The sequence below is a fragment of the Stenotrophomonas sp. 28608_Sma genome (assembly GCF_056486185.1).
Genome location: NZ_CM151308.1, coordinates 2,048,209 through 2,073,637 on the forward strand (window position 1 = coordinate 2,048,209; position 25,429 = coordinate 2,073,637).

Sequence of the window (25,429 nt, forward strand, 5' to 3'; positions counted from 1 at the left end):
GGGCAAGGCGCGTCGAGGGTGTCTGCGCGATAATGCGGCCATGAGCATCCAAGAGCTTTCCCCCGCGCAGGCACGCGAGCGCCTGACCCATGGCGCGGTGCTGATCGATGTGCGCGAGGCGCACGAGCGGGCCGGCGGGATGGCCGAGGGCGCGCGCGGCGTGGCCAAGGGCGAGCTGCAGGCCGACCCGGCCGCACACCTGCCACGGCACGACCAGGAGATCCTGCTGATCTGCCAGAGCGGCAAGCGCTCGGCCGATGCCGCGCAGTTCCTGCTGCAGGCCGGCTACACCCACGTCGCTTCCGTGACGGGGGGTACCGTGGCCTGGCGTGAGCAGTCGCTGCCGCTGGTGCAGCCGCTGGCCAGCGCCGCCGACCGCGATTTCTACGACCGCTATTCGCGCCACCTGCTGCTGCCCCAGGTGGGTGAGGCCGGCCAGCGCACGCTGCAGCAGTCGCGCGTGCTGGTGCTGGGCGCAGGTGGGCTGGGCGCCCCGGCCGGCTTCTATCTGGCTGCGGCCGGGGTAGGGCACCTGCGCTTCGCCGACCATGACCGCGTGGAGCGCAGCAACCTGCACCGGCAGATCGTGCATACCGAGGCCAGCGTCGGCCAGCTCAAGGTCGATTCCGCGCGCGAGCGGCTGCTGGCGCTGAACCCGTCGATCGAGGTCGAGGCGGTGCCGGAGCGGGTCACCTCCGAGAACGTGGATGCGCTGCTGGAGGGCGTGGATGTGGTGCTGGATGGGTCTGACAACTTCCCGCTGCGCTACCTGCTCAACGACGCCTGCATCAAGCACGCCAAGCCGCTGGTGTACGCCGCGATCGAGCGCTTTGACGGCCAGGTAAGCGTGTTTGACGCCGGCCGCCAGCGTGGCGTGGCGCCGTGCTACCGCTGTCTGTTTCCGGAGCCGCCGCCGCCGGAGTTCGCGCCGAACTGTTCCGAGGCCGGCGTGCTGGGGGTGCTGCCTGGCCTGGCCGGTGTGCTGCAGGCCACCGAGGTGCTGAAGCTGCTGCTGGGCATCGGCGAGCCGCTGGTGGGGCGCCTGCTGCGCTTCGATGCGCTGGGCATGCGCTTCCGCGAGACCGGCATCCGGCCGGACCCGCATTGCCCGGTGTGCGCGCCAGGCGTGCCGTTCCCGGGGTATATCGATTACGCCGCGTTTTGCCGGGGCGGGTGAGGCTGGCCGGGGAGTGGATTGGTAGATGCCGACCTTGGTCGGCGCTCTTGTGCCAACCAAGGTTGGCACCTACCGAAGCGGGTGTATGGTTGGCGCCCGCCGATGCGCATGCATGGTTGGCACCCATCGGCACGCATGCATGGTTTCGGAATCCGGCATCCGGCCGGACCCGCATTGCCCGGTGTGCGCGCCGGGCGTGTCGTTCCCGGGGTATATCGATTACGCGGCGTTTTGCCGGGGTGGGTGAGGCTGGCCGGGGAATGCGTTGGTAGATGCCGACCTTGGTCGGCGTTTTCGTGCCAACCAAGGTTGGCACCTACCGAAGCGGGTGCATGGTTGGCGCCCGCCGATGCGCATGCATGGTTGGCACCCATCGGCGCGCATGCATGGTTTCGGGATGATGATGGGGGCGCTCCCTTCATCGTTCCACCTCCAAGACAATCCGGCGCAACATGCGTGCTATTGCCGTCATCGGCATTGCTCTATTGTTGAACCCGATTCTGGATCTTGGGGAAAACACCGCATGGCGGTAGAAGCAGCGACCAGCGAGCTGGTCAAGGTCGTGGCCCTGTTGGGCGCGGCGGTGGTGATGGTGCCGTTGTTCCGCCGGGCCGGCCTGGGCTCGGTGCTGGGCTACTTCGCTGCCGGCCTGGCGATCGGACCGTTCGGGCTGGGCTGGTTCTCCGACCCGCAGGCCATCCTGCATACCGCCGAGCTCGGCGTGGTGATGTTCCTGTTCGTGATCGGCCTGGAGATGCGGCCCTCGCACCTGTGGAGCCTGCGCAAGGAGATCTTCGGGCTGGGTACGCTGCAGATCGTCACCTGTGCGGTGGTGCTGACCAGTATCGCCAAGCTGTTCGGCCTGCCATGGCAGGTGGCCTTCATCGGTGCCACCGGCTTCGTGCTGACCTCCACCGCGGTGGTGATGCAGCTGCTGGCCGAGCGTGGTGACATCGCGCTGCCGTCGGGGCAGAAGATCGTCTCCATCCTGCTGTTCGAAGACCTGCTGATTGTGCCGCTGCTGGCGCTGGTGGCCTGGATGGGCCCGAGCGCGGGCAGTGCTGATGGCGAAGGCTCGCGCTGGCTGTCGGTGGCGATTGGTGTTGGTGCCATCGTCGGCCTGGTGCTGGTTGGCCGCTTCCTGCTCAATCCGCTGTTCCGCGTGCTGGCCGAATCGAAGGCGCGCGAGGTGATGACCGCCGCCGCGCTGCTGGTGGTGCTGGGCGCGGCGCTGCTGATGCAGCTGTCCGGCCTGTCGATGGCGATGGGCGCGTTCCTCGCCGGTGTGCTGCTGAGCGAGTCGACCTTCCGGCACCAGATTGAAGCGGACATCGAGCCGTTCCGCGGCATCCTGCTCGGCCTGTTCTTCCTCAGCGTCGGCATGGCGCTGGACCTGAGCGTGGTGGCCGCGCACTGGCAGCTGATCCTCGGCCTGGTGTTGGCGCTGATGGCGGCCAAGGCACTGTGCATCTACGTGGTGGCGCGCATCATGGGCAGCGACCACGCGCAGGCGCTGGACCGTGGCGTGCTGATGGCGCAGGGCGGCGAGTTCGCCTTCGTGCTGTTCTCCGCCGCCGCATCGGCCGGCGTGATCGACCTGGAGATCAATGCCAACTTCACCGCCGTGGTGGTGCTGTCGATGGCGCTGACCCCGCTGGTGGTACTGGTCTACAAGCGCATCGCACCGAAGCCGACGGTGAACATGGACGGCGTGGACGAGGCCGATGGCCTGTCCGGCAGCGTGCTGCTGATCGGCTTCGGCCGCTTCGGCCAGGTTGCCAGCCAGTCGCTGCTGGCGCGCGACGTGGACGTGACCATCATCGACAACGATGTGGAGATGATCCAGAGCGCGGCGCGCTTCGGTTTCAAGATCTACTACGGCGACGGCACGCGTCTGGATGTATTGCATGCCTCCGGTGCAGCGACTGCGCGTGCGATTGCAGTGTGCGTGGACAAGGCCGATGCCGCCGACCGCATCGTGGAACTGGTGGCGCATGAGTTCCCGCAGGCCAAGCTGATGGTGCGTTCGTTCGACCGCGAGCATTCGCTGCGGTTGATACATGCCGGTGTCGATTTCCAGATCCGCGAGACGTTTGAATCGGCAGTCCTGTTCGGCCAGGCCGCGCTGGTGGAACTGGGTGCGGACGAAGACGATGCGGTGGAGATTGCCGAGCAGATCCGCCGCCGCGACGCCGAGCGCTTCGAGCTGGAGATTGCCGGCGGTGGCTTGAATGCCGGCGCGCGGATGATCTACGGCAACAGCCCGCAGGGCGTACCGACGCCGACGCCGTTCACCGCGCCGAAGCGGGAGAGCAAGACGCTGAATCCGCAGGATGTGCCGGAAGAGGAAGAGTAGCCCCGGTAGTGCCGGCCGCTGGCCGGCAACCTCAGCGCACCATCCGTCGGTAGTGCCGGCCGCTGGCCGGCAGATGCGGAAACGTTCAGACGTCATGAGGTTGCCGGCCAGCGGCCGGCACTACCGGAGGTTGGCAATTTGCGTAACCCCGGGGTCAGAGCCCTTTGCCTGCGGCAAAGGCATCCGACCCCATCGGGATCCATTCCGCGGTGGGCGAGGGGGCCTGAATCGGGGACAATAGCGTCCCCGCCGCCCCACGCCTGCTCCCGATGACCGATTCCGCCCCCCAGCTTCCTGCCCGCATCCTTGATGGCCGCCGCATCGCCGAGGACCTGCTCGACAGCCTGAAGGTGCGCGTCGACGCCCGCGTGGCCGCCGGTGGCAGCCGCCCGGGCCTGGCCGTGGTGCTGGTCGGTGGCGACCCGGCCTCGACCGTCTACGTGCGCAACAAGCGCCGTGCCGCCGAGAAGGTCGGCATCGAAGCGCATGACTACGATCTGCCGGCCGGTACCACCGAGGCCGAACTGCTCGACCTGATCGACCAGCTCAACGCCGATCCGAAGATCAACGGCATCCTGATCCAGCTGCCCCTGCCGGGCATCCCCGACGCGCGCCGCCTGATCCAGCGCATCGACCCGCGCAAGGACGTGGACGGCTTCCACCCGGAAAACGTCGGCCACTTGGCCCTGCGCGAGTTCGGCCTGCGCCCGTGCACCCCGCGCGGCATCACCACGCTGCTGGGGCACACCGACCAGCCGGTGCGCGGCCGCAACGCCACCATCGTGGGCGTGAGCAACCACGTTGGCCGCCCGATGGGCCTGGAGCTGCTGATTGCCGGCTGCACCGTGACCAGCTGCCACAAGTTCACCCCCAAGGACGTGCTGGAACAGGCCGTGCGCAACGCCGACATCCTGGTGGTGGCGGTGGGCCGCCCCGGCATCGTGCCGGGCGAGTGGGTGAAGCCGGGCGCGGTGGTGATCGATGTCGGTATCAACCGGTTGGATGACGGCCGGCTGGTGGGTGATGTCGGGTTTGAGGCCGCTGCCCAGCGGGCGAGCTGGATCACCCCGGTGCCGGGTGGCGTGGGCCCGATGACCGTGGCCACGCTGATGCAGAACACCCTGGAAGCCGCGGAAGCGCTGAGCTGACCTGCTGTTGGGGAGATCTGCCTTCGGTGGGTGCCGACCGTTGGTCGGCACAATGCTGGGGCACGCCGGTGACCCGCTCCTGGTAGGTGCCAACCTTGGTTGGCACACATCCATCGGGGCCATCGGCCCATCTGGGGTCCAGGTGCCGGATGGGCCGTGCCAACCAAGGTTGGCACCTACCAAAGGCGGTATGCGCCCACCCGGATGGCCCCCTGAACCAATCACCGCCCGCGCGACACTGCGTCGCATCTACCCCCTGCCACACGGCGCGAAAACAGGGTAAAATGTCGCGCTTCCCCACATCTCGGGTATGCCGATGCTGCGCATCCAGGCTGAAGCACTCACTTACGACGACGTCTCGCTCGTCCCCGCCCACTCGACCATCCTGCCCAAGGACGTCAACCTCGAAACGCGGTTGACTCGCGACCTGAAGCTCAAGCTTCCGATCCTGTCCGCAGCCATGGATACCGTCACCGAAGCCCGCCTGGCCATCGCCATGGCCCAGCTCGGCGGCATGGGCATCATCCACAAGAATCTCAGCCTGGAACAGCAGGCCGCGGAAGTGGCCAAGGTCAAGAAGTTCGAGGCCGGTGTCATCCGCGACCCGATCACCGTCGGCCCGGAAACCACCATCCGCGACGTGCTGGCCCTGACCCAGGCGCACAACATCTCCGGCGTGCCGGTGGTGGGCAGCGACGGCCTGCTGGCCGGCATCGTGACCCATCGCGACATGCGCTTCGAGACCGAGCTGGACGATCCGGTCCGCCACATCATGACCAAGAAGGATCGCCTGATCACGGTCAAGGAAGGCGCTGCGTCCGACGAAGTGCTGCAGCTGCTGCACCGCAACCGCATCGAAAAGGTGCTGGTGGTCAATGATTCGTTCGAACTGCGTGGCCTGATCACCGTCAAGGATATCCAGAAGAACACCGACTTCCCGAACGCTGCCAAGGATCTGTCGACCCGCCTGCTGGTCGGCGCTGCCGTCGGCGTGGGTGGCGATACCGACCGCCGCGTGGAAGCGCTGGTCGCCGCCGGCGTGGACGTGATCGTGGTCGATACCGCGCACGGTCACTCGCAGGGTGTGCTGGACCGCGTCAGCTGGGTCAAGAAGAACTTCCCGAACGTGCAGGTCATCGGTGGCAACATCTGCACCGGCGAAGCCGCACTGGCGCTGCTGGACAGCGGCGCGGACGCAGTCAAGGTCGGCATCGGCCCGGGTTCGATCTGCACCACCCGCGTCGTCGCCGGCGTTGGCGTGCCGCAGGTCACCGCCATTGACCTGGTGGCCGAAGCGCTGCAGGACCGCATTCCGCTGATCGCCGACGGTGGCATCCGCTACTCGGGCGACATCGGCAAGGCGCTGGCCGCTGGTGCCTCGACCATCATGGTCGGTGGCCTGCTGGCCGGTACCGAAGAATCGCCGGGCGAGACCGAGCTGTACCAGGGCCGTTCGTACAAGAGCTACCGCGGCATGGGTTCGCTGGCTGCCATGGAGAAGGGGTCGAAGGACCGCTACTTCCAGGACGCCGCCACCGCCGACAAGCTGGTGCCGGAAGGCATTGAAGGCCGCGTGCCGTACCGCGGCCCGGTGGGCGGCATCATCCACCAGCTGATGGGCGGCCTGCGCGCCACCATGGGCTACGTGGGCTGCGCCACCATCGAAGACATGCGCAGCAAGCCCAAGTTCGTGAAGATCAGCGGCGCCGGCCAGCGTGAGAGCCACGTCCACGACGTGACCATCACCAAAGAGCCGCCGAACTACCGCGCCTGATGCGCTTGCGAACTGCTCTTGCGATTACGGGCAGCCTGCTGATGGCAGGCTGTTCGTTGTCCGAACCGCCGCCGCGCTCCGGGTCTCCGGGCGCGGCGGTTTCGCAATTGCAGGACGTGCAGGCGTGCCAGAACGCGTTCTCGCTGCCGAAGGGCTGGCAGGTGCAGGCCGCTGGCGAGCAGCGCTGGCTGCTGAAGGGCACCGGCGAGCGCCCGCTGCAGGTCACGCTGCAGTGCATTACCGAGCTGCTGCACGGGCCGGATGATCCGGTGCTGACGCCAGTACTGGGCGCGCTGGAGCCCGCACGGATGAGCGTACGCTGGGCGTCCTGGGGCGCTGCGGATTCGGGCGCTTCGATGGCGGCGCTGCAACGGCGCATCGTGCCCGGCACCGACGTGCAGGAAATCGCCGAGCTGCCGCGCGCCGACCGCTCCAACCCCAACGCACCGCATGGCCTGCTGATGCTGCGCTGGGACGAGGAAGACACCTCACATATTCAACAACGCGAGGCGTTCATCGCCACGCTGACGCAGAGCCTTGAAGCGCCGGGCGCTGCGAAAAACACCACTGGAACGGCACCATGACCAACATCCATAACGACAAGATCCTCATCCTCGATTTCGGCGCGCAGTACACGCAGCTGATCGCCCGCCGCATCCGCGAGCTGGGCGTCTACTGCGAAATCTGGGCGTGGGACCACAACCCGGCCGAGATCGCCGCGTTCGGCGCCAAGGGCATCATCCTGTCCGGTGGCCCGGAATCGACCACGCTGCCGGGTGCCCCGGCCGCGCCGCAGGAAGTGTTCGACAGTGGCCTGCCGATCTTCGGCATCTGCTACGGCATGCAGACCCTGGCTGCGCAGCTGGGCGGTGCCACCGAAGCCGCTGACCAGCGCGAATTCGGCCACGCCGAAGTGAACGTGATCAACCCGGATGCGCTGTTCAAGGGCCTGAGCGACCACGGCGGCGAGCCGAAGCTGAATGTCTGGATGAGCCACGGCGACCACGTCTCCGTTGCACCGCCGGGCTTCACCATCACCGCCACCACCGACCGCATTCCGGTGGCCGCCATGGCCAACGAAGAAAAGCGCTGGTACGGCGTGCAGTTCCATCCGGAAGTGACCCACACCCTGCAGGGCCAGGCGCTGCTGCGCCGCTTCGTGGTGGACGTGTGCGGCTGCCAGACCCTGTGGACCGCCGCCAACATCATCGACGACCAGATCGCCCGCGTGCGCGAACAGGTGGGCGATGACGAAGTGATCCTGGGCCTGTCCGGCGGCGTTGATTCGTCCGTGGTGGCCGCGCTGCTGCACAAGGCCATCGGCGAAAAGCTGACCTGCGTGTTCGTGGATACCGGCCTGCTGCGTTGGCAGGAAGGCGACCAGGTGATGGCGATGTTCGCCGAGCACATGGGCGTAAAGGTGGTGCGCGTGAACGCCGCCGACCGTTACTTCGCCGCGCTGGAAGGCGTGAGCGACCCGGAAGCCAAGCGCAAGATCATCGGCAACCTGTTCGTTGAGATCTTCGATGAAGAGTCGAACAAGCTGAAGAACGCCAAGTGGTTGGCGCAGGGCACCATCTATCCGGACGTGATCGAGTCGGCCGGCAGCAAGACCGGCAAGGCGCATGTGATCAAGAGCCACCACAACGTGGGCGGCCTGCCGGAGCACATGAAGCTGGGCCTGGTGGAGCCGCTGCGCGAGCTGTTCAAGGACGAAGTGCGCCGCCTGGGTGTTGAACTGGGCCTGCCGCGCACCATGGTCTACCGCCATCCGTTCCCGGGCCCGGGCCTGGGCGTGCGTATCCTGGGCGAAGTGAAGCGCGAATACGCCGAGCTGCTGGCGAAGGCTGATGCCATCTTCATTGATGAGCTGCGCAAGGCGGACCTGTACGACAAGACCAGCCAGGCGTTTGCCGTGTTCCTGCCGGTGAAGTCGGTGGGCGTGGTAGGCGATGCGCGCGCTTATGAGTGGGTGATTGCACTGCGGGCCGTGGAGACGATTGACTTCATGACGGCGCACTGGGCGCATCTGCCGTATGAGTTCCTGGGGACGGTGAGCAACCGGATCATCAATGAGTTGCGGGGGGTGTCGCGGGTTGTCTATGACATCTCGGGGAAGCCGCCGGCGACTATTGAGTGGGAGTGATCCGGCGTCTGGCACTGGCTGGCATCTAGTAGCACTAAAACACACCTAAGCCCGCGTCACTGCGGGCTTTTTTGTGATTTCGTTCAGCACCGCCTGGCAACATTTGGCATCGCCAAGCACCGTTTTTTCATGGCATGATGGATGGCATTGAATGCTTCTATGCCATGAGAAGTCGCCAATACCATGCAACCACCTTGCGGATGTTCATGGTATCGAATTTGTGTAAGACGATGATTTAATTGTTGTTTTACGCCAGGATGGGCCGGTTTTCTGATCATGGTATTTGAGCTGAATCAGGGCGAGAACCATGTTGACCGATACCAAGCTGCGCAACCTCAAGCCGAAGGACAAGCTCTACAAGGTGAATGACCGTGACGGCCTCTATGTAGCCGTCACGGCCGCCGGAGCGATCTCGTTCCGCTACAACTACTCGATCCACGGTAGGCAGGAGACCATCACCTTCGGCCGCTACGGTGTCGGCGGCATCACCTTGGCGGAAGCCCGCGAGCGGTTGGGCGAGGCCAAGAAGATGGTCGCGGCCGGGAAGTCACCGGCCAAGGAAAAGGCGCGGGACAAGGCCCGCGTCAAGGACGCGGAGACGTTCGGGGCCTGGGCGGAAAAGTGGCTGCGCGGCTACCAGATGGCCGACTCCACCCGCGACATGCGCCGCTCGGTCTACGAGCGCGAGCTGAAGCCGAAGTTCGGCAATCAGAAGCTGGTGGAGATCACCCACGAAGACTTGCGCGCGCTGACCGATGCCATCGTCGAGCGCGGCGCGCCGGCGACAGCCGTGCATGTCCGCGAGGTGGTGCTCCAGGTCTTTCGCTGGGCCATCGAGCGCGGCCAGAAGGTCGAGAACCCGGCCGAGCTGGTGCGCCCGACGACCATTGCCAAGTTCGAGCCGCGCGACCGTGCGCTGACGCCCGACGAGATCGGCCTGATGTACCAGTACATGGAGCGCATCGGCACAGCGCCATCCATTCGGGCGGCGGCCAAGCTGCTGCTGTTGACGATGGTGCGCAAGAGCGAGCTGACTAACGCGACATGGAGCGAGATCAATTTCAGCGACGCGCTTTGGACGATCCCGAAGGAGCGGATGAAGCGGCGCAATCCGCACCTGGTGTTCCTGTCCCGGCAGGCGCTGGACATCTTCATTGCCCTGAAAACCTTCGCAGGGGGATCGGACTACGTGCTTCCGTCGCGGTATGACTCGGATTTACCCATGAGCAGCGCCACGCTCAACCAGGTGCTGACGCTGACGTATCGGCTGGCGCAGAAGGAGGGGCGGTCGCTCGCCAAGTTCGGGCCACATGACTTGCGGCGCACGGCCAGCACGTTGTTGCATGAAGCCGGCTACAACACGGACTGGATCGAGAAGTGCCTGGCACACGAGCAGAGAGGCGTCAGGGCCGTCTACAACAAGGCCGAGTACCGCGAGCAGCGCACGGCGATGTTGCAGGACTGGGCGGACATGATCGACGAATGGACGCTGAGACGGCCGAAGGTGTAAACCAGACGAAGGCAGGTTAGGCAGCGCCGCCTGAGCATCGAGGCATGGCCTCGGGTTTCATTGACACTTGAGGGGCGCAGCGTTTTAGCCGCTAAAAGGGGCAGCAGAGCCGCCGGCCACGGCAGACGGAGTGAAGCCAGGGCGCATGGCCTGAGTGCCCGACGACTTCCGCGCCTCTATCCATTCCTCGACCTCGGCCAAGTCCCAGGCGACGTTTCGGCTGGTGAGTGCGATCCGGCGCGGAAACTCCCCGCGCTGCTCCATGTTGAAGATCGTGCGCTCAGACAGCGGGATCATCGCCAGTAGCTTCTTCCGATTGATGAGCGTCTTGCTTGTCGTTGCCTGCATCCCCTGGCCTCTTTCAGTCACTTGCGAACATGTGCCTGATGGTGCCTGGCAATGCGGATTGTTTCGTCCTATTAGTTGGTCAATTAGGTTGACGCCGTGAGCGCGGCTTTGTACTCAAGCGGAACATTGCGGGGATCGCCGCCAGCGCCTTCGATACCGCTTGGCGCTCGATGCCGAGCTTTCGCGCAATCTCCGACTGATTGAGTCCAGACCACTGGAGCATCAGCATCTGCTTTTTGCGATCCGATAGCTTCGAGTCCACCATCAGCCGTGCTTGATTGCGCAGCTCTGCCTTGTCCGCCGGCTGTAAGGTTTGGCCCGCGACATAGTGGAAGAAGTAGCTGTCAACCAGTTGATCGCCCGATTTCACTTGGGCAGTGGCCGGCTTCGCGCATTGCTGGTTGAGTCTCGCCAGTTCGAGGTCGAATTGCGCGAGGGATCGCCTTGCTTGTCTGTAGACAGGGTTCCATGCGCCGCTCGGCAATTTAGGCCGGTGATCCAGGCAATACAGGCTGCTTAGTCGAAGCTTTTCCTCTGGATCGTCCGCCTTCGGATCATCGCTCCCGCCGGCGAATGAGGTCAGCTCGGCGAGTGATCCGCAGAACCGGCAGAACCCCTGGAGGCGTTCGCCATTCAGTCGGGTGTCGCGCACCTTCGACTTCACCGGCCGTTTGCAGGCGCAGTCCCATACAAGCCCAATCAACGATTCGAGTGTCGCAACAAACCGCCGATCTCTTGGCGTCTGCCTATCCTCCGTTTTGATGAACTGGCGCAGCAACTGCCGCTGCATGCGAACCATCGCATCAAGTCCAACCAGTCGAATGATCCCGCTGAGGCCCACCCCTGTCCCTGCTCCGGGGATATGGCCCAAGTAGCGTTGTGGCAGCGTCGCCGTGTACGCAGCCACGGCGGGGTCAATGAGTTCCTGTATCAGCCCAACGATGGGGTAGCGCCGCGAGGAGGCGGAATACGGCCGCCAGCGATCCTCAAACTGCTCGATGGCTTCCGAGACAGTGGGATCGCAGCCTTCCCAGATGACAATGGTTGGATCGTTCTTCATGTCAACCATTTTGGACAACTAATAAGATGTAGGCAACCCCCAATAGCGCCTAACCTTCGTTGCAATTCAGTTGATAACGGAGGTTTACGCAATGACGATAGAAGACACGCTGCTGCAACGCTTTGGCCCGCTGCTGAGCATGGCGCAGCTCGCCTCTGTCCTGGATCGATCGCCTGATGGATTGCGGATCAGCCTGCGCGCGACGAACGAGTGGACGCAGCGGATCAACAAGGCTCGGTTGAAGATCGGCCGGCGGGTCTACTTCCGAACCTCGCAGATCGCCGAGGCATTGAGCGACGAGTCCCTGTACGGAACGGGGAACTGAGTCATGGCGATTGATGTACTGGCGGCGTTCGAGCATGAACCGCCGGTGCTGGACTTCATATGGCCGGGCTTCCTCGCGGGAACCGTCGGCGCGCTCGTCGCCCCAGGGGCCACTGGCAAGAGCTTCTGGGCGCTGGAAGCGGCCATGAGCATCGCATGCAGCGTGGCCGGCGGCGACCTCGTGGGACTTGCTCCCGCGCACACCGGGCGCGTGGTCTATCTGGCCGGGGAAGACCCACCGCCCGCGCTTGTGCGGCGCATTCATGCCATCGGCCAGCACCTCGGGCACGCGGCTCGTCAAGCCATCGCGGAGAACCTCGCGCTTGAGCCGATCATGGGCAAGCGCCTGGACATCATGAAAAAGGCCCACTTGCGCCGCGTTATTGAGGACGGTGCCGGGGCGCGGCTGATCGTGCTGGACACCCTGAGCCGCATTCACACTCTCGATGAGAACAGCAACGGCAACATGGCCCACCTCGTGGCCGTACTGGAGCACGTTGCTGCCACCACGGGTGCATCCGTGCTCTACCTGCACCACGTCAGCAAGGGCAGCGCCCGCGAAGGGCAGACCGACCAGCAGCAGGCCGCGCGTGGCGCGTCCGCGCTGATCGACAACGCCAGGTGGTGCGGTTACGTCGCCCGCATGACCGAGGACGAGGCGAAGCGCCTCAGCGACCGCGCCCATGACCGGCAGCCCATCGGCGATGAGCGGCGCGGCTACTTCGTGCGTTTCGGCGTCAGCAAGCAGAACTACGACGCCACGCCGCTTGATCGCTGGTACATGCGGCACGCCGGCGGCGTGCTGGTGCCGGTGGAGCTGTATGAGGCCAGCAGGAATGAGGAAAGACGTGATGGTCGGAGGCGAGGCGATGGCTTTTGACCTCACCCATGCCAGGCACGATCCAATGCACTGCTTGGTCCCCGGCTTGTTCCGCAGTCTCAAGCGCGGCGAACGGAAGAGGCTCAAGCTCGATGTGACGTATCACTACGCCGAAAATGAACAAGCGCGGTTCGTCGGCTTCGAGCCTCTTGGTGCTGATGACATGCGGCTGCTGCAAGGTCTTGTGGCTCTTGGAGGACCGAAGGGCATCATCCTGACGCCAGAGCCAACAGCGGACTTGCCGAAGCAACTCCGTCTATTCCTTGAGCCGAAGTTCGACGCGGTAGGGCAGGATGCGCTGGTCGTGAGAGAGAGTATGACCAGCCTGCTAGGCGAAATCGGCTTGACCGATGGCGGCGACAATATCAGGGCGATCAAGGCGAGCTTGCTGCGCATGGCAAACGTGACGGTGGTAGTCAGCAAGGGAAGCAGGCAAAGGTCTTTTCACCTGATGAGCTACGCCTTCAATGAGGAGGACGGGCGGTTGTTCGTCGCGCTGAATCCCCAGATTGCGGAGGCGATTCTTGGGAGGCGCCCGTATACCCGCATCGAGATGGCCGAGGTGCGGGCGCTACAAACCGACCCGGCCCGCCTGATTCACCAACGGCTATGCGGCTGGATCGATCCCGGCAAAGCCGGGCGCGTGGAACTCGATACCCTTTCTGGCTACGTCTGGCCGGACGAGGCGAACGCCGAGGCCATGAAGAAGCGCCGCCAGAAGGCCCGCAAGGCTCTGGCCGAGCTTGCCACCGTGGGCTGGAAGGTCAGCGAGTATGCGGCAGGGAAGTGGGAAATTGGCAGGCCGAAGCCCGTAGTAACGTTCCCCAAACTCCGTAGCAATGTTCCCCTTCACCCGTAGCAACGTTCCCCGTCTCAAACCGGAAAACACAGCAACGGCGCGGGCTTGCGGCTAGTTCGCAAATTCCATCCATGATCTTCCAAGATCATCCACTAGGCGCGGTGCTTGCCGCCGCCCTTTAGGGCGACGCCAAGCCCTTGCCGCTTGCCGATGGTCGGCCTTCGGCCGTTGAGTTGTACGCCAGAAGGGGGGGCAGCTCCGGGCGGTTCTTTTAGCGGCTAAAACGCTGCGCCCCTCAAGTGTCAATAGGCAGGTGTTGTATGTTGTATGTTGTATGTTGTAGCGCGCTACAACATACAACAGTTCAAATCCATTCCCGGTCACGTCATGAGGCCGGCCCTTCTTTCGCGCACACGTCGAGCTGCAGCATCGCCATTTCCGGCGAGGCTGGCCATGTCCGGGCCACGGTCGACCATCGCCACATCCGACGATGCACCGAGGGCCCCATCGTCAGTTCCGACGATGGCGGCCGCCGGCGCTCGAGCTCGCATCGCCGCCTCTGACGATGTGATCCACTCTTTGACACTTGAGGGGCCGAGCGGCGGGGGATTCTCTCGGCCTCCCTCTTGGCGTTCAACCTTCCGTGCCGAATGGGCTGCCATCCCTATTTCGATGCGCGTGCCAGTGTCATCGGCTCCATGTCAATCGTTTCGGCCAATTATTGGAATGTTGTGTAGGCGGGCACTCCGTAACCTTCGGAGTAGTTCAGTTGATAACGGAGGTTTACGGACATGGCGACGACAGAAAGCAGCTATCCAGACGAGCTGGCCGCACGGCTCGCTCATCAGCAGCAGACCTCGCAGATAAAGCGCAGGGACTACCTGGCCGCTTTCATGGCGGCGCGCGCGGACGTGAAGGAAGCGATGGAGGCCGGCTACGCGCTCAAGATCATCTGGGAGCACATGCGCGAGATTGGGCGAATCCCTTTCCGCTATGAGACGTTCCTGAAATACGTTCGCCAGCACATCACCAATGCGCCGCCTGGCTCCACGGGTCAGGGCACGAAGTGAGCAAAGTCCCATGCTCAATCGCTGCAAGCGCATGGCTGAAACGCTGTTACCGGCCTCTTGGATCGCTGCAAGCACACGGACGTTGGCAATTTCCGTTGGTTTTCTCGCTGCTGGCGCGCTGTTGCGAAGCAATGGTGCGGTTACAGCGCGAAATTCGATGAGTCATACGAGACAAAAACAACGCCGTAAGGCGGGCAGGATGTGTGAAGTAGGCCCACCGGCAAGCCGGTTGTCCTTCTTCACTGTCCCTTATTCGCGCGGGGCGCTCAACGGGCATCCTGCTCTGCGAGGCTGCCGGCTACCGCCGGTTGGAGGACAAATGGGCGACGAGAATCGAATCACCAGGAAGGGCAGCCCACCGATCAAGGTGTACTGCCTTCCAGAAGAACGCGAACTGATTGAGGCGAACGCCAAGATGGCGGGAATCAGCATGGCGCGCTACCTGCGCGACGTAGGCCAGGGCTACCAGGTCAGGGGTGTCATGGACTATCACTATGTGCGCGAGTTGGTGCGAGTGAATGGCGACCTTGGCCGGCTGGGCGGATTGCTCAAGCTATGGCTGACCGACGATCCGCGCACAGCCCGGTTCGGCGATGCCACGATCCTTGCCCTGCTGGGTCGGATCGAGGCCACCCAGGACGAAATGAGCCGGCTCATGAAGTCGGTGGTGCAGCCGAGGGCCGAACCTTGAGAGTTTTAGCAGCTAAATTACCGTGTGCTGCACGCGACACAAGCCCCTTCCAGGCCGCCAGCCTGGGCGTTATCAACTCTTGGGAGAACGCATAAGGCCAGGGACACCCCGTAAGGGCCGAGAACAGAATCACCGAAGCCCGGGCCTCAGTGCCAAGGGCGATACCGATTAGCTAGTGGCGTAGCTCTTCGATGAAACCTTGCCGTGGGCAAGCGCGAGCTTGGTCAAGGCATTGCCTTTCTTTCATCGAATGGAGATTGCGACCATGAAGCACGTCCGTTTTTTAGCGGCTAAAACCGCGCTCGCCGCCGCTCTGGCCGGCAGCATCATCATCACCCCGGCGCAGGCAGGCATCCCCGTCATCGACGGCGGCAACCTGGTGCAAAACGTCATGACGGCCATCGAGTCGGTGGCGCAGACGCTCAAGCAGATCGAGCAGTACCAGACCCAGTTGCAGCAGTACGAAAACATGCTGCAAAACACAATGGCCCCGGCCGCGTATATCTGGGATCAGGCGCAGTCCACCATCAACGGATTGATGGCCGCCACCGACACGCTGAACTACTACCGGAATCAGCTCGGCAGCGTCGATGCGTACCTGGGCAAGTTCCAGGATGTGGCCTACTACCGTGGTTCGCCGTGCTTCTCGGCCGCCGGGTGCTCGGATGCCGAGCGCGCCGCGATGGAGCAAAACCGCAGCCTGGCGAGCGAGAGTCAGAAGAAGGCGAACGACGCGCTTTTCAAGGGCCTGGAGCAACAGCAGCGCAACCTTTCCGCCGATGCTCGCCAGCTCGAACGGCTCCAGTCCGCCGCGCAGGGCGCGACCGGGCAGATGCAGGCCATCGGCTACGCCAACCAGCTCGCCGCCAACCAGGCAAACCAGCTCCTGCAAATCCGTGGCCTGCTGATCGCACAGCAGAACGCCGCGACCGCCAGGATGCAGGCGCAGGCCGACGTAGAGGCGCAACAGCAGGCCGCCGGCGCGACTTCCAGGGAATCCAGGATCGAGCGCACGGCCAACCCAAGAAACTGGCTCGAACTGACCCGCTGACGGAGGCCCTGCACCATGAAGAATACGATGCTGCTTGCCGGCCTCGTGGTGGTGCTGGTGGCTGGTTGCGACAACAAGCCAGCCATCCCGCCCATGCCCGAGGTCAATGACACCAATTGCCAGATTGAGGCGATCACGAAGATCGAGGATAGGGCCACGCGCGAGAAATTCGCCGGGCTGTGCTCGCGCCGGTCGCCGGCCGCCGGCGGCATCGCGCCGACCGAGAAGCCCATGAACTGGCTCGAACTGGCCGACCCGAAAGACCAGAAGGAGGCGAAGCCATGAAAGCACTGCACAAGGCGGCGCTGATCGGCGTCGCCCTCGCGCTTTACTCCACCGCCGCGTCGGCCCAGCTCACCAACCAAGGGATGCTTGACCAGGTGGTGACGGAGTTCGCCACGCGGGCCACGTCCTGGCAGACGGTGGTGATGAATGCCGCGATGTTCCTGTTCTGGACGCTGGGCACGATCTCGCTGGTTTTCACGTTCGGCTTCATGGCGCTGCGCAAGGCCGACATTGGCGAGTTCTTCGCCGAGTTCATCAGGTTCATCCTGTTCTTCGGCTTCTTCCTCTGGCTGTTGCGCTATGGCCCGACCTTCGCCAACTCGATCATCCAGTCACTGGCCCGGCTTGGTGAGCAGGCGTCTGGGGTGGCGTCGGTGACACCCTCGGGCATCGTGGATATTGGCTTCATGATCTTGAAGCAGGCATTCAGGAACTCGTCGATCTGGTCGCCCGTGGATAGCTTCATCGGTGTGGCCTTGAGCGTCGGCATCCTGATCCTGCTGGCCGTTGTCGCCGTGAATATGTTGCTGCTTCTCGTGTCAGGCTGGCTGCTGATGTACGCCGGTATCTTCTTCCTTGGCTTCGGCGGCTCGCGTTGGACGTCAGACATGGCGATCAACTACTACAAGACCGTGCTGGGCGTGGCCGTGCAGATCATGACGATGGTGCTCCTGGTCGGCATCGGGAACGACCTGCTTTCCAGCTTCTACGCCAGGATGAACACCGGCACCCTGAACTTTGAAGAGCTGGGCGTGATGCTCGTTTTCTGCGTGGCGTTGCTCATGCTGGTCAATCGCGTGCCCCCGCTTGTCGCCGGCATCATCACCGGCTCGGGTATCGGTGGCGCTGGTGGCATCGGCAACTTCGGTGCAGGTGCCGCCATCGGTGCGGCTATGGGCGCGGCGAGCATGGCCGCCGGAGCGGCAAGCGTGGCTGGCGCGGCCGTGATGGGCGGTGCAGCCTCGGCCGCCGGCGGCATGTCGGCGATTAAAGCAGCGTTCGAGAAAGCAGGGGCCAGCGCCGGTGGCGAATCGGGCGGAATGCCCATGTTTGGTGGTGGTGCTGGCGGTGATTCCGATGCTGGATCGTTCGCGCAGGCGGCGGGCTTTGGTGGCGGCGGTTCCAGTGCCGGCACAAGTACGCCGCTCGGCCAGGCGGCCGGCTTCTATAACTCGGGAAGCTCCAGCAGTTCGGGCAGCAGCGGCCAGAGCAAGGTGGCACAGCAGACCAGCCACGCCGACAGCTCGGGCAGCGGTTCCAGCTCGAAGGCCAGCAGCGACGCCGGCAGCTCGAAGGCCGGCCAAGGTGCGGGCAGCCTTCTCGCGGCGACGGCTGCGAACCTGGCGCATGGCATTGGCGACGTTGCGAAGGCCAAGGCGGCCAGCATCCGCGACGCCGCTGCCGAACGCATCGCCGACACCACTGGCGGAAAGATCGCCGCCGCGATCCGGGCGAGCAGCCAGACAGACCAGGCGGCCGAGGATGTGCCCAGCTTCGGCGGCAACAGCCTGGCAGGGGCCGATTCGGCTGCTGCTGATCCTGATGATGAAGTGGCCACGTTCGCCAACCGCGACAAGGAGGTATGACGATGACGCCGAGAGGATTTTTCGATTGCCTGGACCTTGCCGCTACCGAGCAGCGCCAGGCACAGGCGGTTGAGGTTGAGCCGGTCGACGATCAATCGACTGATGCAGACCCCGCGGCAGAAGTTGCGGCCTTTGTTGATCGACCCGCCTCGCCCGTCATTGAGGCCACCAAGCCGGCGGCCAGGTCGGGCGGCAACGCCAGCAGCTACGGCAGCAGCGCGAGAAGCACGCCGCTGGCCGAGGCCGCCGGCTTCTACGGCACCGGCAGCCGATAAGCGCGCCGGCCGGCGTGGGGCCGGCCGACACTTCCACAACCCACCTGTTAGAGAGGTGAATCATGGCAACCCTGAATCCTACCAATGCAACGCAGGCCGTTCATCATGCAGCCGTGCAGCTCGCCGCGCTCGACTGGCTCGACCAGGACGCAGCGCGGCAGCTAGGGCCGCTCGCCGAGGCCGTCGCCAATGCCTTCATGGTCGTCTTCTACCAGGCCGAGACGGGCCGGGCGACGCCTGCTGACTTCCGCGAGGCCCTGGAGGCGGTGCGGCAGTCACTCCGTGCCGCGTAGGCACGCGCACCAGGAACAGCAAGGGCGGCCAGTGGCCGCCCTTGTCGTTTCCGGGCCTGCATCGTCATAGCCGGCGATGTGCGCCGGCGTGCTCGAGCATCGCCAGATCGGACCATGACGGCCGCTCTGGCTTTTCCCCTTGGCGTGGATCTCGCATCGTCATTTCCGGCGATGAGATCCCCGCGCACCAAGTCGCGCACATGGTGCTGCAGCACCGTCAGGAATGGCGATGCTGGCCAGCTCCCTACTCGATGCCGTGCATGACTTTGGCCCGCGCTGCAACTGCGCGGGCGTGCTCGACATAGGCCTGGTCGCCGGTGGCCTCGGCTTCGGCCAGGAACGCGGCCACGGTCTCGGTGCTGGTCAGCCATTTGGCCGGGTCAAACGGTGTCAGCATTTCACGGCCAGCAGCCTTCGTCATCTGGCGAAGTGCAATCAGTAGCTCGCCCTTGTCGCCATCCTCAAGGATGCTGTTCAGCAGTTCCACGGCATAGGCCGGGTCTTTGCGGAACGTTTCGACCATCGCGTCGTCATGTAGGCGTGCGCGCACCTGGTCAGCTTCCAAGGCATCACAGGCCGGCCACTCGCGACCAACGGCCGGCGCATCTACCCATTCGCGTTGTTCCGGCGGCAGTGGATATCCGCCGGCGGCTTCGGCCTCGGCCAGCAGCTCGGCCAGGGTGTAACGCACCTGGTCAGGCGTGGCGGCGCGGGCCGGGTCGGCCTTCAAGGCGTCATAGGCGGGGCCTGCCTTCTCATACAGCCAGTTTTCAAGGCTCTTCGGTTCGGTCATTCTTATCCCCTATTGTCAGGTCTACGCGCAGGCCGGTGCGGCTATCTGCAATCGCTTCGTCGGGTTCCTTCCTGCCCATGATGACTCCTTTGTGCGGGGATTGCTGTATTGTTTGCTAGCAGTGGCTTTCTGAGCAATCTCAAGGAAATCATCCGTCAATCTGGCAGTGCTCATGATCTTTCCCTGAACGCCCGCAGCGCCCGCGACAGGGACAGCAGGAACAAGCCGGTCAAACCGAGCGCCGCGATGACCCAATGCTCGCCGAGGAACGCGCCGGCGGTCGTACCGGCCAGCACGACGGCGAGGATGGGCAGGTGGCAGGGGCAGGTCAGCACAGCCAGTCCGCCCCACAGGTAGCCGGTAATGGGCTTGCGCTCGGGGCCGTTCATGGCAACGCCCCTTCCTGCCGGGCGACCTCGGCACGCAGCGCGCTCAACTGCACCTCCAGGCCCGCAAGCGCCCGCTGTCGCCGTTCGACGAGTTGGCGCAGCTCGGTGAGCCACACCGCCGCTTCACCCGCATCCGGCGCATCGAGCGCCCGGCACAGCCGGGTCAGCACGTCCAGGCCGACCCCCGCCTCGAAGGCGGCCCGCACGAAGCACAGTCGCTGCAAGGCGGCGTCATCGAACAGGCCGTAGCCACCCGTGGTGCAGGCGACTGGCCGCAGCAATCCGCGCAGCAGGTAGTCGCGCACGATATGCACGCTCACCCCGGCATCAAGGGCCAGCCGGGACACCGTGTAGGCGTTCATCGAACACCTCCTTTTGGTCGGTTCACGGCAATGCATATACCGTTTCGCCGAGTTCAATCCGCGCGCTGCGAATCCGATGCCGGTGCCGTAGAACATTGGGTCGATATCCGATCACGGTGTCCTAGATGACATGGTCTGCAACAGATGTCGATTAAACTCCTGGCCCAAGCCGAAAGCCTCGTGGACACTGACGATCGCCAATCCTTCCAATCCTTGATGCTTGGAGGCCCAGTCTTCCGCCGTCGGGACAGATGCAAAGAAATGTACATGGCAACAGAAGGACTGACGAACGTCGGCTGCTTCCTGCGGCAATACCAAGGACACCGCCATGCCGGCAGGTTCGACAGCCTGTATCTCGCTGGGTGAAACCGTGAGTGAAACGGGTGCTCCGGTTGCAGCGCAATGCGATGAGACGCGAGCTGTACGGCCGATCAGCGCCGGAAATATCAAGGTGTCCAGCGCGCACCAGGCATACAGACGGCGGTCGTCAATTTCAAAGACATACGAAGTCTCGCGCAAGGTGAGGCCGTAGCCGATGATGTTCCCATCTTTGTCATATTCGGTACTGGTGGCCTGTTCGAGTACGGCGGCCACTCGCTCAGCGGGCCAGTCGAGAATCCCGGCAAGTGTCGTTCGTGAAACCGGACGCCCCTTGGCGAGTTCCCGCAGTAGCGGGACCAAGAGATCCGCAGTACCATTGGTACGATTGACCGAAGTGAGACGTTCTAAAATATATGGGGCGAGCTTCATGGTTCCATCTCCTTTCATCCTGCGCAGCAGGACAATTGTTTGACATCCTTGGTGAAGGTCTGCGCCGCGAGCTTCAGCCCCTCGACCATCGTCAGGTAGGGGAACAACTGGTCAGCCAGTTCCTGTACGGTCATGCGGTTACGGATCGCGAGCACCGCCGTCTGGATCAGCTCGCCCGCTTCCGGGGCCACTGCCTGTACCCCAATGAGTCGTCCGCTACCTTCCTCGATTACCAGCTTGATAAAGCCGCGTGTGTCGAAGTTGGCGAGCGCACGCGGCACGTTATCCAGTGTTAGCAGGCGGCTGTCGGTCTCGATCCCGTCGTGGTGCGCTTCCGCCTCGCTGTAGCCCACAGTGGCGACCTGCGGATCGGTGAACACCACCGCCGGCATCGCGGTCAGATTGAGCGTAGCGTCTCCGCCGGTCATGTTGATGGCCGCACGGGTGCCGGCGGCCGCTGCCACATAGACGAATTGCGGCTGGTCAGTGCAGTCTCCTGCGGCATAAATGTGTGGCGTACTGGTGCGCATGCCCTTGTCAATGACGATGGCTCCCTGCGCATTGACGGCGACACCCGCCGCTTCCAGCGCCAAGCTGCGCGTGTTCGGCGTGCGGCCGGTAGCGACCAGCAACTTGTCGGCGCGCACTTCGCCGTGCCCTGTGGTCAGCACGAATTCGCCGTCCGCATAGGCGACCTGGCTGGCTTGCGTGTGTTCCAGAACCTTGATTCCTTCGGCACGAAAGGCGGCTGTGACGGCCTCACCGATGGCCGGGTCTTCGCGGAAGAACAGTGTGCTGCGCGCCAGGATCGTGACCTGGCTGCCCAGCCGGGCGAAGGCTTGCGCCAGTTCCAGCGCCACCACCGACGATCCGATCACGGCTAGGCGTTCGGGAATGGTGTCACTCACTAGGGCCTCGGTAGATGTCCAGTACGGCGTGCCTTTCAAACCAGTGATGGGCGGAATGGCCGGACTGGCACCAGTGGCGACCAGGCAGCGATCGAACACCACGACGCGCTCGCCGCCATCGTTCAAACGGACGGTAAGGCTTTGGTCATCCTTGAAACGCGCTTCACCATGCAGAACGGTGATGGCCGGGTTGCCATCCAGGATGCCTTCATACTTGGCGTGGCGCAGCTCATCGACGCGCGCCTGCTGCTGGGCCAGTAGTTTGCTGCGGTTAATCGCCGGCACAGTAGCCGCGATGCCATCGTCGAACGGACTTTCACGGCGCAGATGCGCAATGTGGGCGGCACGGATCATGATCTTGGACGGTACGCAGCCGATGTTGACGCAGGTGCCGCCGATAGTACCGCGCTCGATCAGCGTGACTTTCGCGCCTTGCTCGACGGCCTTCAAGGCCGCCGCCATCGCCGCGCCGCCGCTGCCGATCACGGCCACGTGCAGCGCCGGCTCGCCGCCTTCATGCTTCGTGTCGCCACCGAGCCAGCCCAGCGCCTTATCCAACAGGCCGGTAGGCTTGTTCGGCGTGTCGGCGAGCCGTGCGCGGTAGCCGAGCGCGGCCACTGCGGCTACCAGAGGGGGCAAGTTCACGCCCGCGTCCGCCTCGATTTCGGCCTGCCGCTGCGCATAGGACACCGAGGCCGAGCGCACGCCGGGCACGTTTTTCAGGGCCTGCTGGACGTGCTCGGCGCACGACGTGCAGGTCATGCCTTCGATGTGAAGGGTGATCGCTTCGGCCATGACAGTGCCCTCACTGCTTGACGCTGGAGGGGTAGCCCGCGTTTGCGGTGGCCTTGGTCAAGGCGTCGGCATTGGTCTTCGCGTCGTCGAAGGTGACGACGGCTTCCCGCTTCTCGTAACTGACCTCGGCCTTTTGCACGCCGTCCACCTTGGTGAGTGCCTTCTTTACTGTGATCGGGCACGCGGCGCAGGTCATGCCGGGCACCGACAGGGTAACGGTCTTGGTGGCGGCCCAGGCGGGCGTGCTCAGGGCGGCGGCCAGGGCGATCAGGGTGGCGAGTTTCTTCATGGCAATTCTCCTTTCAATAGAACAGCGGCAGGATGTAGGGGAAAGCGAGGGCAACCAGAACCAGGGCGGCCACGACCCAGAAAATCACCTTGTAGGCCGTCCGCACTTGGGGCACGGCGCAGACGTCGCCCGGCTTGCAGGCATGGGCCGGTCGGAAGATGCTGCGCCAGGCGAAGAACAGCGCGACGAGTGCCGCGCCGATGAAGATCGGCCGGTACGGCTCCAGCACGGTCAGGTTGCCGATCCACGCGCCCGAGAAGCCGAGCGCGACCAGGACGAGGGGGCCGAGGCAACAGGCCGAGGCGAGGACGGCCGCGATGCCGCCGGTCGCCAGTGCGCCGCGGCCGTTCTTGGGTTCCGACATAAGGTTCTCCTTCCGGGACTTCGCTTGATGCTGTAACGTTACTTCCGTAGTCAACTACGGAGTCAAGCACCATGGAGAACGCTCAAGAGAATCTGACCATCGGGGCCTTCGCCAAGGCCGCCGGGGTGAACGTGGAGACGATCCGCTTCTATCAGCTCAAGGGCCTACTGCCCCAGCCGGAGCGGCCCTACGGGAGCATCCGCCGCTATGGTCTGGCGGACGTGGCGCGGGTGAAGTTCGTGAAGTCCGCCCAGCGCCTGGGTTTCAGCCTGGATGAGGTCGGCCAGCTCCTGAAACTGGAGGATGGCACCCATTGCAGCGAGGCGGCCGAACTGGCTGCCCACCGGCTGGCCGATGTGCGCGCACGCATGGCGGACCTCACGCGGATGGAAGAGGTGCTGTCGAAGCTGGTGAGCGAGTGCAACGCGCACCAGGGCAATGTTTCCTGCCCGTTGATCGCAGCCTTGCACTGTTGCTGAAGGGCATCTTCAGCCCTTAGCGTACGATTTTTGCCGTTCTGAGAAGACCTTAGTTGAGGACGCCGTCGCGAAGCCAACGCACTGGCTGCTAGCCAGGATGAACGCCAGGAGAAAAAGAGCATGACAAAGCTGCACCACGAAAACCGGACCGAGCCGTTTTTCATCACTGTGGAAGTAGAGGCTGAGCTGATCGCTGCCGGATACCAGTTTGAACCGCCAAGCCACTTCGCTACCATGCGCTTGCCCGAAGTACTGGCCGGCCTTACCGATGCGGAGCTGGCGACCTGGCCCAGCGAGCTATCGAAGGGAGAGGTCGAACGCCGGCAGCGCAGCGCATTCAAGGCAGAATGACGAACATGGCATTATTCATGGCATTTAATGCGGCAGAAATCATAAGTGCATGAAAGTACCGGTTGTTTTTCTGTCATTAACAATCGAGTGGGAGTGACGGGCACTGGCTGGCAATGTCTAGCAACGGCAGGCATTTCGGCTGAGGGTAAAAGAACTTTCCGCTAAGCGATAGACTGTATGTAAACACAGTATTGCAAGGACGCGGAACATGCCTCATGTGGCGGCCAGGACGGCCAGCCGGGATCGGGATACTGGTCGTTACCAGAGCCACCGACCCGAGCAAACCCTTCTCTATCAGATCGTTGACGAGTATTACCCGGCATTCGCTGCGCTTATGGCAGAGCAGGGAAAGGAATTGCCGGGCTATGTGCAACGGGAATTTGAAGAATTTCTCCAATGCGGGCGGCTGGAGCATGGCTTTCTACGGGTTCGCTGCGAGTCTTGCCACGCCGAGCACCTGGTCGCTTTCAGCTGTAAGCGTCGCGGTTTCTGCCCGAGCTGTGGGGCGCGGCGGATGGCCGAAAGTGCCGCCTTGCTGGTTGATGAAGTACTGCCTGAACAACCCATGCGTCAGTGGGTGTTGAGCTTCCCGTTTCAGCTGCGTTTCCTGTTTGCCAGCCGGCCCGAGATCATGGGGTGGGTGCTGGGCATCGTTTACCGCGTCATTGCCACGCACCTGGTCAAGAAAGCGGGCCATACCCACCAAGTGGCCAAGACGGGCGCGGTCACCCTGATCCAGCGTTTTGGATCGGCGCTCAATCTGAATGTTCACTTCCACATGCTGTTTCTCGACGGTGTGTATGTCGAGCAATCCCACGGCTCAGCGCGTTTCCGCTGGGTCAAGGCGCCGACCAGCCCAGAGCTCACCCAGCTGACGCACACCATCGCCCACCGGGTGGGTCGCTATCTGGAACGGCAAGGCCTGCTGGAACGGGATGTCGAAAACAGCTATCTGGCCTCGGATGCGGTGGATGACGACCCGATGACACCCCTGCTGGGGCACTCGATCACTTACCGTATCGCTGTCGGTTCACAGGCGGGGCGAAAGGTGTTCACTTTGCAAACTCTGCCGACCAGTGGTGATCCGTTCGGTGAGGGGTCGTTTGCGGGAGAGGGCGAAATCCTACGCTAAGGCTTTGGCCAACGATATTCTCCGGTAAGATTGATGTGTTCCCA

General features: G+C 63.8%; 28 protein-coding genes and 1 pseudogene. 20 read left to right on the top strand and 9 right to left on the bottom strand.

Going from position 1 to position 25,429, the window contains the following annotated elements:
• Positions 1-40: 40 nt before the first annotated feature.
• The 7 genes from moeB (at position 41) to ACZLHH_RS09645 (ending at position 10,111) form a co-directional block, all read left to right on the top strand.
• Positions 41-1,177, top strand: coding sequence for a molybdopterin-synthase adenylyltransferase MoeB (gene moeB, locus ACZLHH_RS09615; protein ID WP_180845186.1), 1,137 nt, complete (start codon positions 41-43; stop codon positions 1,175-1,177).
• Positions 1,178-1,700: 523 nt separating this feature from the next.
• Positions 1,701-3,533 (top strand): monovalent cation:proton antiporter-2 (CPA2) family protein, encoded by a 1,833-nt coding sequence (locus ACZLHH_RS09620; protein ID WP_180845185.1) that lies wholly within the window; start codon positions 1,701-1,703, stop codon positions 3,531-3,533.
• Between the two features lie 269 nt (positions 3,534-3,802).
• Positions 3,803-4,681, top strand: coding sequence for a bifunctional methylenetetrahydrofolate dehydrogenase/methenyltetrahydrofolate cyclohydrolase FolD (gene folD / locus ACZLHH_RS09625; RefSeq protein ID WP_014036908.1), 879 nt, complete (start codon positions 3,803-3,805; stop codon positions 4,679-4,681).
• A 316-nt stretch (positions 4,682-4,997) separates the two neighbouring features.
• Complete coding sequence (gene guaB / locus ACZLHH_RS09630; protein ID WP_005409308.1) at positions 4,998-6,455, top strand: IMP dehydrogenase; 1,458 nt, start codon at positions 4,998-5,000, stop codon at positions 6,453-6,455.
• 107 nt (positions 6,456-6,562) lie between these two features.
• Positions 6,563-7,039, top strand: coding sequence for a hypothetical protein (locus ACZLHH_RS09635; RefSeq protein ID WP_180844129.1), 477 nt, complete (start codon positions 6,563-6,565; stop codon positions 7,037-7,039).
• A complete protein-coding gene (guaA, locus tag ACZLHH_RS09640) occupies positions 7,036-8,601 on the top strand; it encodes a glutamine-hydrolyzing GMP synthase (protein ID WP_005413109.1) in 1,566 nt (521 codons plus the stop codon). Before ACZLHH_RS09635 ends, guaA begins: the two co-directional genes overlap by 4 nt.
• Before the next feature lie 307 nt (positions 8,602-8,908).
• Entirely contained in the window at positions 8,909-10,111 is a 1,203-nt protein-coding gene (locus tag ACZLHH_RS09645) for a tyrosine-type recombinase/integrase (protein WP_022579757.1), read from the top strand.
• An 84-nt stretch (positions 10,112-10,195) separates the two neighbouring features.
• Here ACZLHH_RS09645 and ACZLHH_RS09650 read toward each other — a convergent pair whose 3' ends face one another.
• Positions 10,196-10,459, bottom strand: a complete 264-nt coding sequence (locus tag ACZLHH_RS09650; protein ID WP_022579756.1) for a helix-turn-helix transcriptional regulator — start codon at positions 10,457-10,459, stop codon at positions 10,196-10,198.
• Positions 10,460-10,538: 79 nt separating this feature from the next.
• Complete coding sequence (locus ACZLHH_RS09655) at positions 10,539-11,528, bottom strand: hypothetical protein (RefSeq protein ID WP_024008120.1); 990 nt, start codon at positions 11,526-11,528, stop codon at positions 10,539-10,541.
• An 82-nt stretch (positions 11,529-11,610) separates the two neighbouring features.
• Here ACZLHH_RS09655 and ACZLHH_RS09660 point away from each other — a divergent pair, with 82 nt between their 5' ends.
• The 10 genes from ACZLHH_RS09660 (at position 11,611) to ACZLHH_RS09705 (ending at position 18,773) form a co-directional block, all read left to right on the top strand.
• A complete protein-coding gene (locus ACZLHH_RS09660) occupies positions 11,611-11,844 on the top strand; it encodes a hypothetical protein (protein WP_022579754.1) in 234 nt (77 codons plus the stop codon).
• A gap of 3 nt (positions 11,845-11,847) precedes the next feature.
• Positions 11,848-12,723 carry a helicase RepA family protein gene (locus tag ACZLHH_RS09665; RefSeq protein WP_022579753.1) on the top strand — a complete coding sequence of 292 codons (876 nt, stop codon included), beginning with the start codon at positions 11,848-11,850 and terminating at the stop codon, positions 12,721-12,723.
• Entirely contained in the window at positions 12,713-13,582 is an 870-nt protein-coding gene (gene repC / locus ACZLHH_RS09670) for a replication protein C, IncQ-type (RefSeq protein WP_031754834.1), read from the top strand. Before ACZLHH_RS09665 ends, repC begins: the two co-directional genes overlap by 11 nt.
• A 731-nt stretch (positions 13,583-14,313) precedes the next feature.
• Complete coding sequence (locus ACZLHH_RS09675) at positions 14,314-14,592, top strand: TraK family protein (RefSeq protein WP_022579751.1); 279 nt, start codon at positions 14,314-14,316, stop codon at positions 14,590-14,592.
• 319 nt (positions 14,593-14,911) lie between these two features.
• Positions 14,912-15,283: a conjugal transfer transcriptional regulator TraJ gene (gene traJ / locus ACZLHH_RS09680; protein ID WP_022579750.1), complete on the top strand. Its 372-nt coding sequence runs from the start codon at positions 14,912-14,914 to the stop codon at positions 15,281-15,283.
• A 250-nt stretch (positions 15,284-15,533) separates the two neighbouring features.
• Positions 15,534-16,334, top strand: a complete 801-nt coding sequence (gene trbJ, locus ACZLHH_RS09685; protein WP_428999623.1) for a P-type conjugative transfer protein TrbJ — start codon at positions 15,534-15,536, stop codon at positions 16,332-16,334.
• A 15-nt stretch (positions 16,335-16,349) separates the two neighbouring features.
• Positions 16,350-16,619: an entry exclusion lipoprotein TrbK gene (gene trbK / locus ACZLHH_RS09690; protein ID WP_022579748.1), complete on the top strand. Its 270-nt coding sequence runs from the start codon at positions 16,350-16,352 to the stop codon at positions 16,617-16,619.
• Positions 16,616-18,205: a P-type conjugative transfer protein TrbL gene (gene trbL, locus ACZLHH_RS09695; protein WP_022579747.1), complete on the top strand. Its 1,590-nt coding sequence runs from the start codon at positions 16,616-16,618 to the stop codon at positions 18,203-18,205. Before trbK ends, trbL begins: the two co-directional genes overlap by 4 nt.
• Before the next feature lie 2 nt (positions 18,206-18,207).
• Complete coding sequence (locus ACZLHH_RS09700; RefSeq protein ID WP_022579746.1) at positions 18,208-18,480, top strand: hypothetical protein; 273 nt, start codon at positions 18,208-18,210, stop codon at positions 18,478-18,480.
• 62 nt (positions 18,481-18,542) lie between these two features.
• The gene (locus tag ACZLHH_RS09705; RefSeq protein WP_000212713.1) at positions 18,543-18,773 is read left to right on the top strand and encodes a type I toxin-antitoxin system ptaRNA1 family toxin; all 231 of its coding nucleotides are present in this window, start codon (positions 18,543-18,545) and stop codon (positions 18,771-18,773) included.
• 244 nt (positions 18,774-19,017) lie between these two features.
• On the opposite strand, the gene ACZLHH_RS09710 is transcribed toward ACZLHH_RS09705, so the two are convergent.
• The 7 genes from ACZLHH_RS09710 to merT form a co-directional block, all read right to left on the bottom strand.
• Complete coding sequence (locus tag ACZLHH_RS09710) at positions 19,018-19,323, bottom strand: transcriptional regulator (protein ID WP_223276974.1); 306 nt, start codon at positions 19,321-19,323, stop codon at positions 19,018-19,020.
• 413 nt (positions 19,324-19,736) lie between these two features.
• A complete protein-coding gene (gene merE, locus ACZLHH_RS09715) occupies positions 19,737-19,955 on the bottom strand; it encodes a broad-spectrum mercury transporter MerE (RefSeq protein ID WP_022579744.1) in 219 nt (72 codons plus the stop codon).
• Positions 19,952-20,317, bottom strand: a complete 366-nt coding sequence (gene merD / locus ACZLHH_RS09720) for a mercury resistance co-regulator MerD (RefSeq protein WP_022579743.1) — start codon at positions 20,315-20,317, stop codon at positions 19,952-19,954. Before merD ends, merE begins: the two co-directional genes overlap by 4 nt.
• Before the next feature lie 111 nt (positions 20,318-20,428).
• Positions 20,429-21,067, bottom strand: a complete 639-nt coding sequence (gene merB, locus ACZLHH_RS09725; protein WP_000761850.1) for an organomercurial lyase MerB — start codon at positions 21,065-21,067, stop codon at positions 20,429-20,431.
• Positions 21,068-21,081: 14 nt separating this feature from the next.
• Positions 21,082-22,770 (bottom strand): mercury(II) reductase, encoded by a 1,689-nt coding sequence (gene merA, locus ACZLHH_RS09730; protein WP_031294484.1) that lies wholly within the window; start codon positions 22,768-22,770, stop codon positions 21,082-21,084.
• A 10-nt stretch (positions 22,771-22,780) separates the two neighbouring features.
• Positions 22,781-23,059, bottom strand: a complete 279-nt coding sequence (gene merP / locus ACZLHH_RS09735; RefSeq protein ID WP_022579741.1) for a mercury resistance system periplasmic binding protein MerP — start codon at positions 23,057-23,059, stop codon at positions 22,781-22,783.
• Between the two features lie 13 nt (positions 23,060-23,072).
• Positions 23,073-23,423, bottom strand: a complete 351-nt coding sequence (merT, locus tag ACZLHH_RS09740; protein WP_022579740.1) for a mercuric ion transporter MerT — start codon at positions 23,421-23,423, stop codon at positions 23,073-23,075.
• A gap of 71 nt (positions 23,424-23,494) precedes the next feature.
• Between merT and merR the strand changes: the two genes are divergently transcribed.
• The 3 genes and pseudogenes from merR to ACZLHH_RS09755 form a co-directional block, all read left to right on the top strand.
• Positions 23,495-23,902, top strand: a complete 408-nt coding sequence (merR, locus tag ACZLHH_RS09745) for an Hg(II)-responsive transcriptional regulator (protein WP_022579739.1) — start codon at positions 23,495-23,497, stop codon at positions 23,900-23,902.
• A gap of 120 nt (positions 23,903-24,022) precedes the next feature.
• Positions 24,023-24,253: a hypothetical protein gene (locus tag ACZLHH_RS09750; RefSeq protein ID WP_022579738.1), complete on the top strand. Its 231-nt coding sequence runs from the start codon at positions 24,023-24,025 to the stop codon at positions 24,251-24,253.
• 208 nt (positions 24,254-24,461) lie between these two features.
• Positions 24,462-25,367, top strand: a pseudogene (locus tag ACZLHH_RS09755) (IS91-like element ISCR2 family transposase); the annotation flags it as partial.
• Between the last annotated feature and the right edge of the window lie 62 nt (positions 25,368-25,429).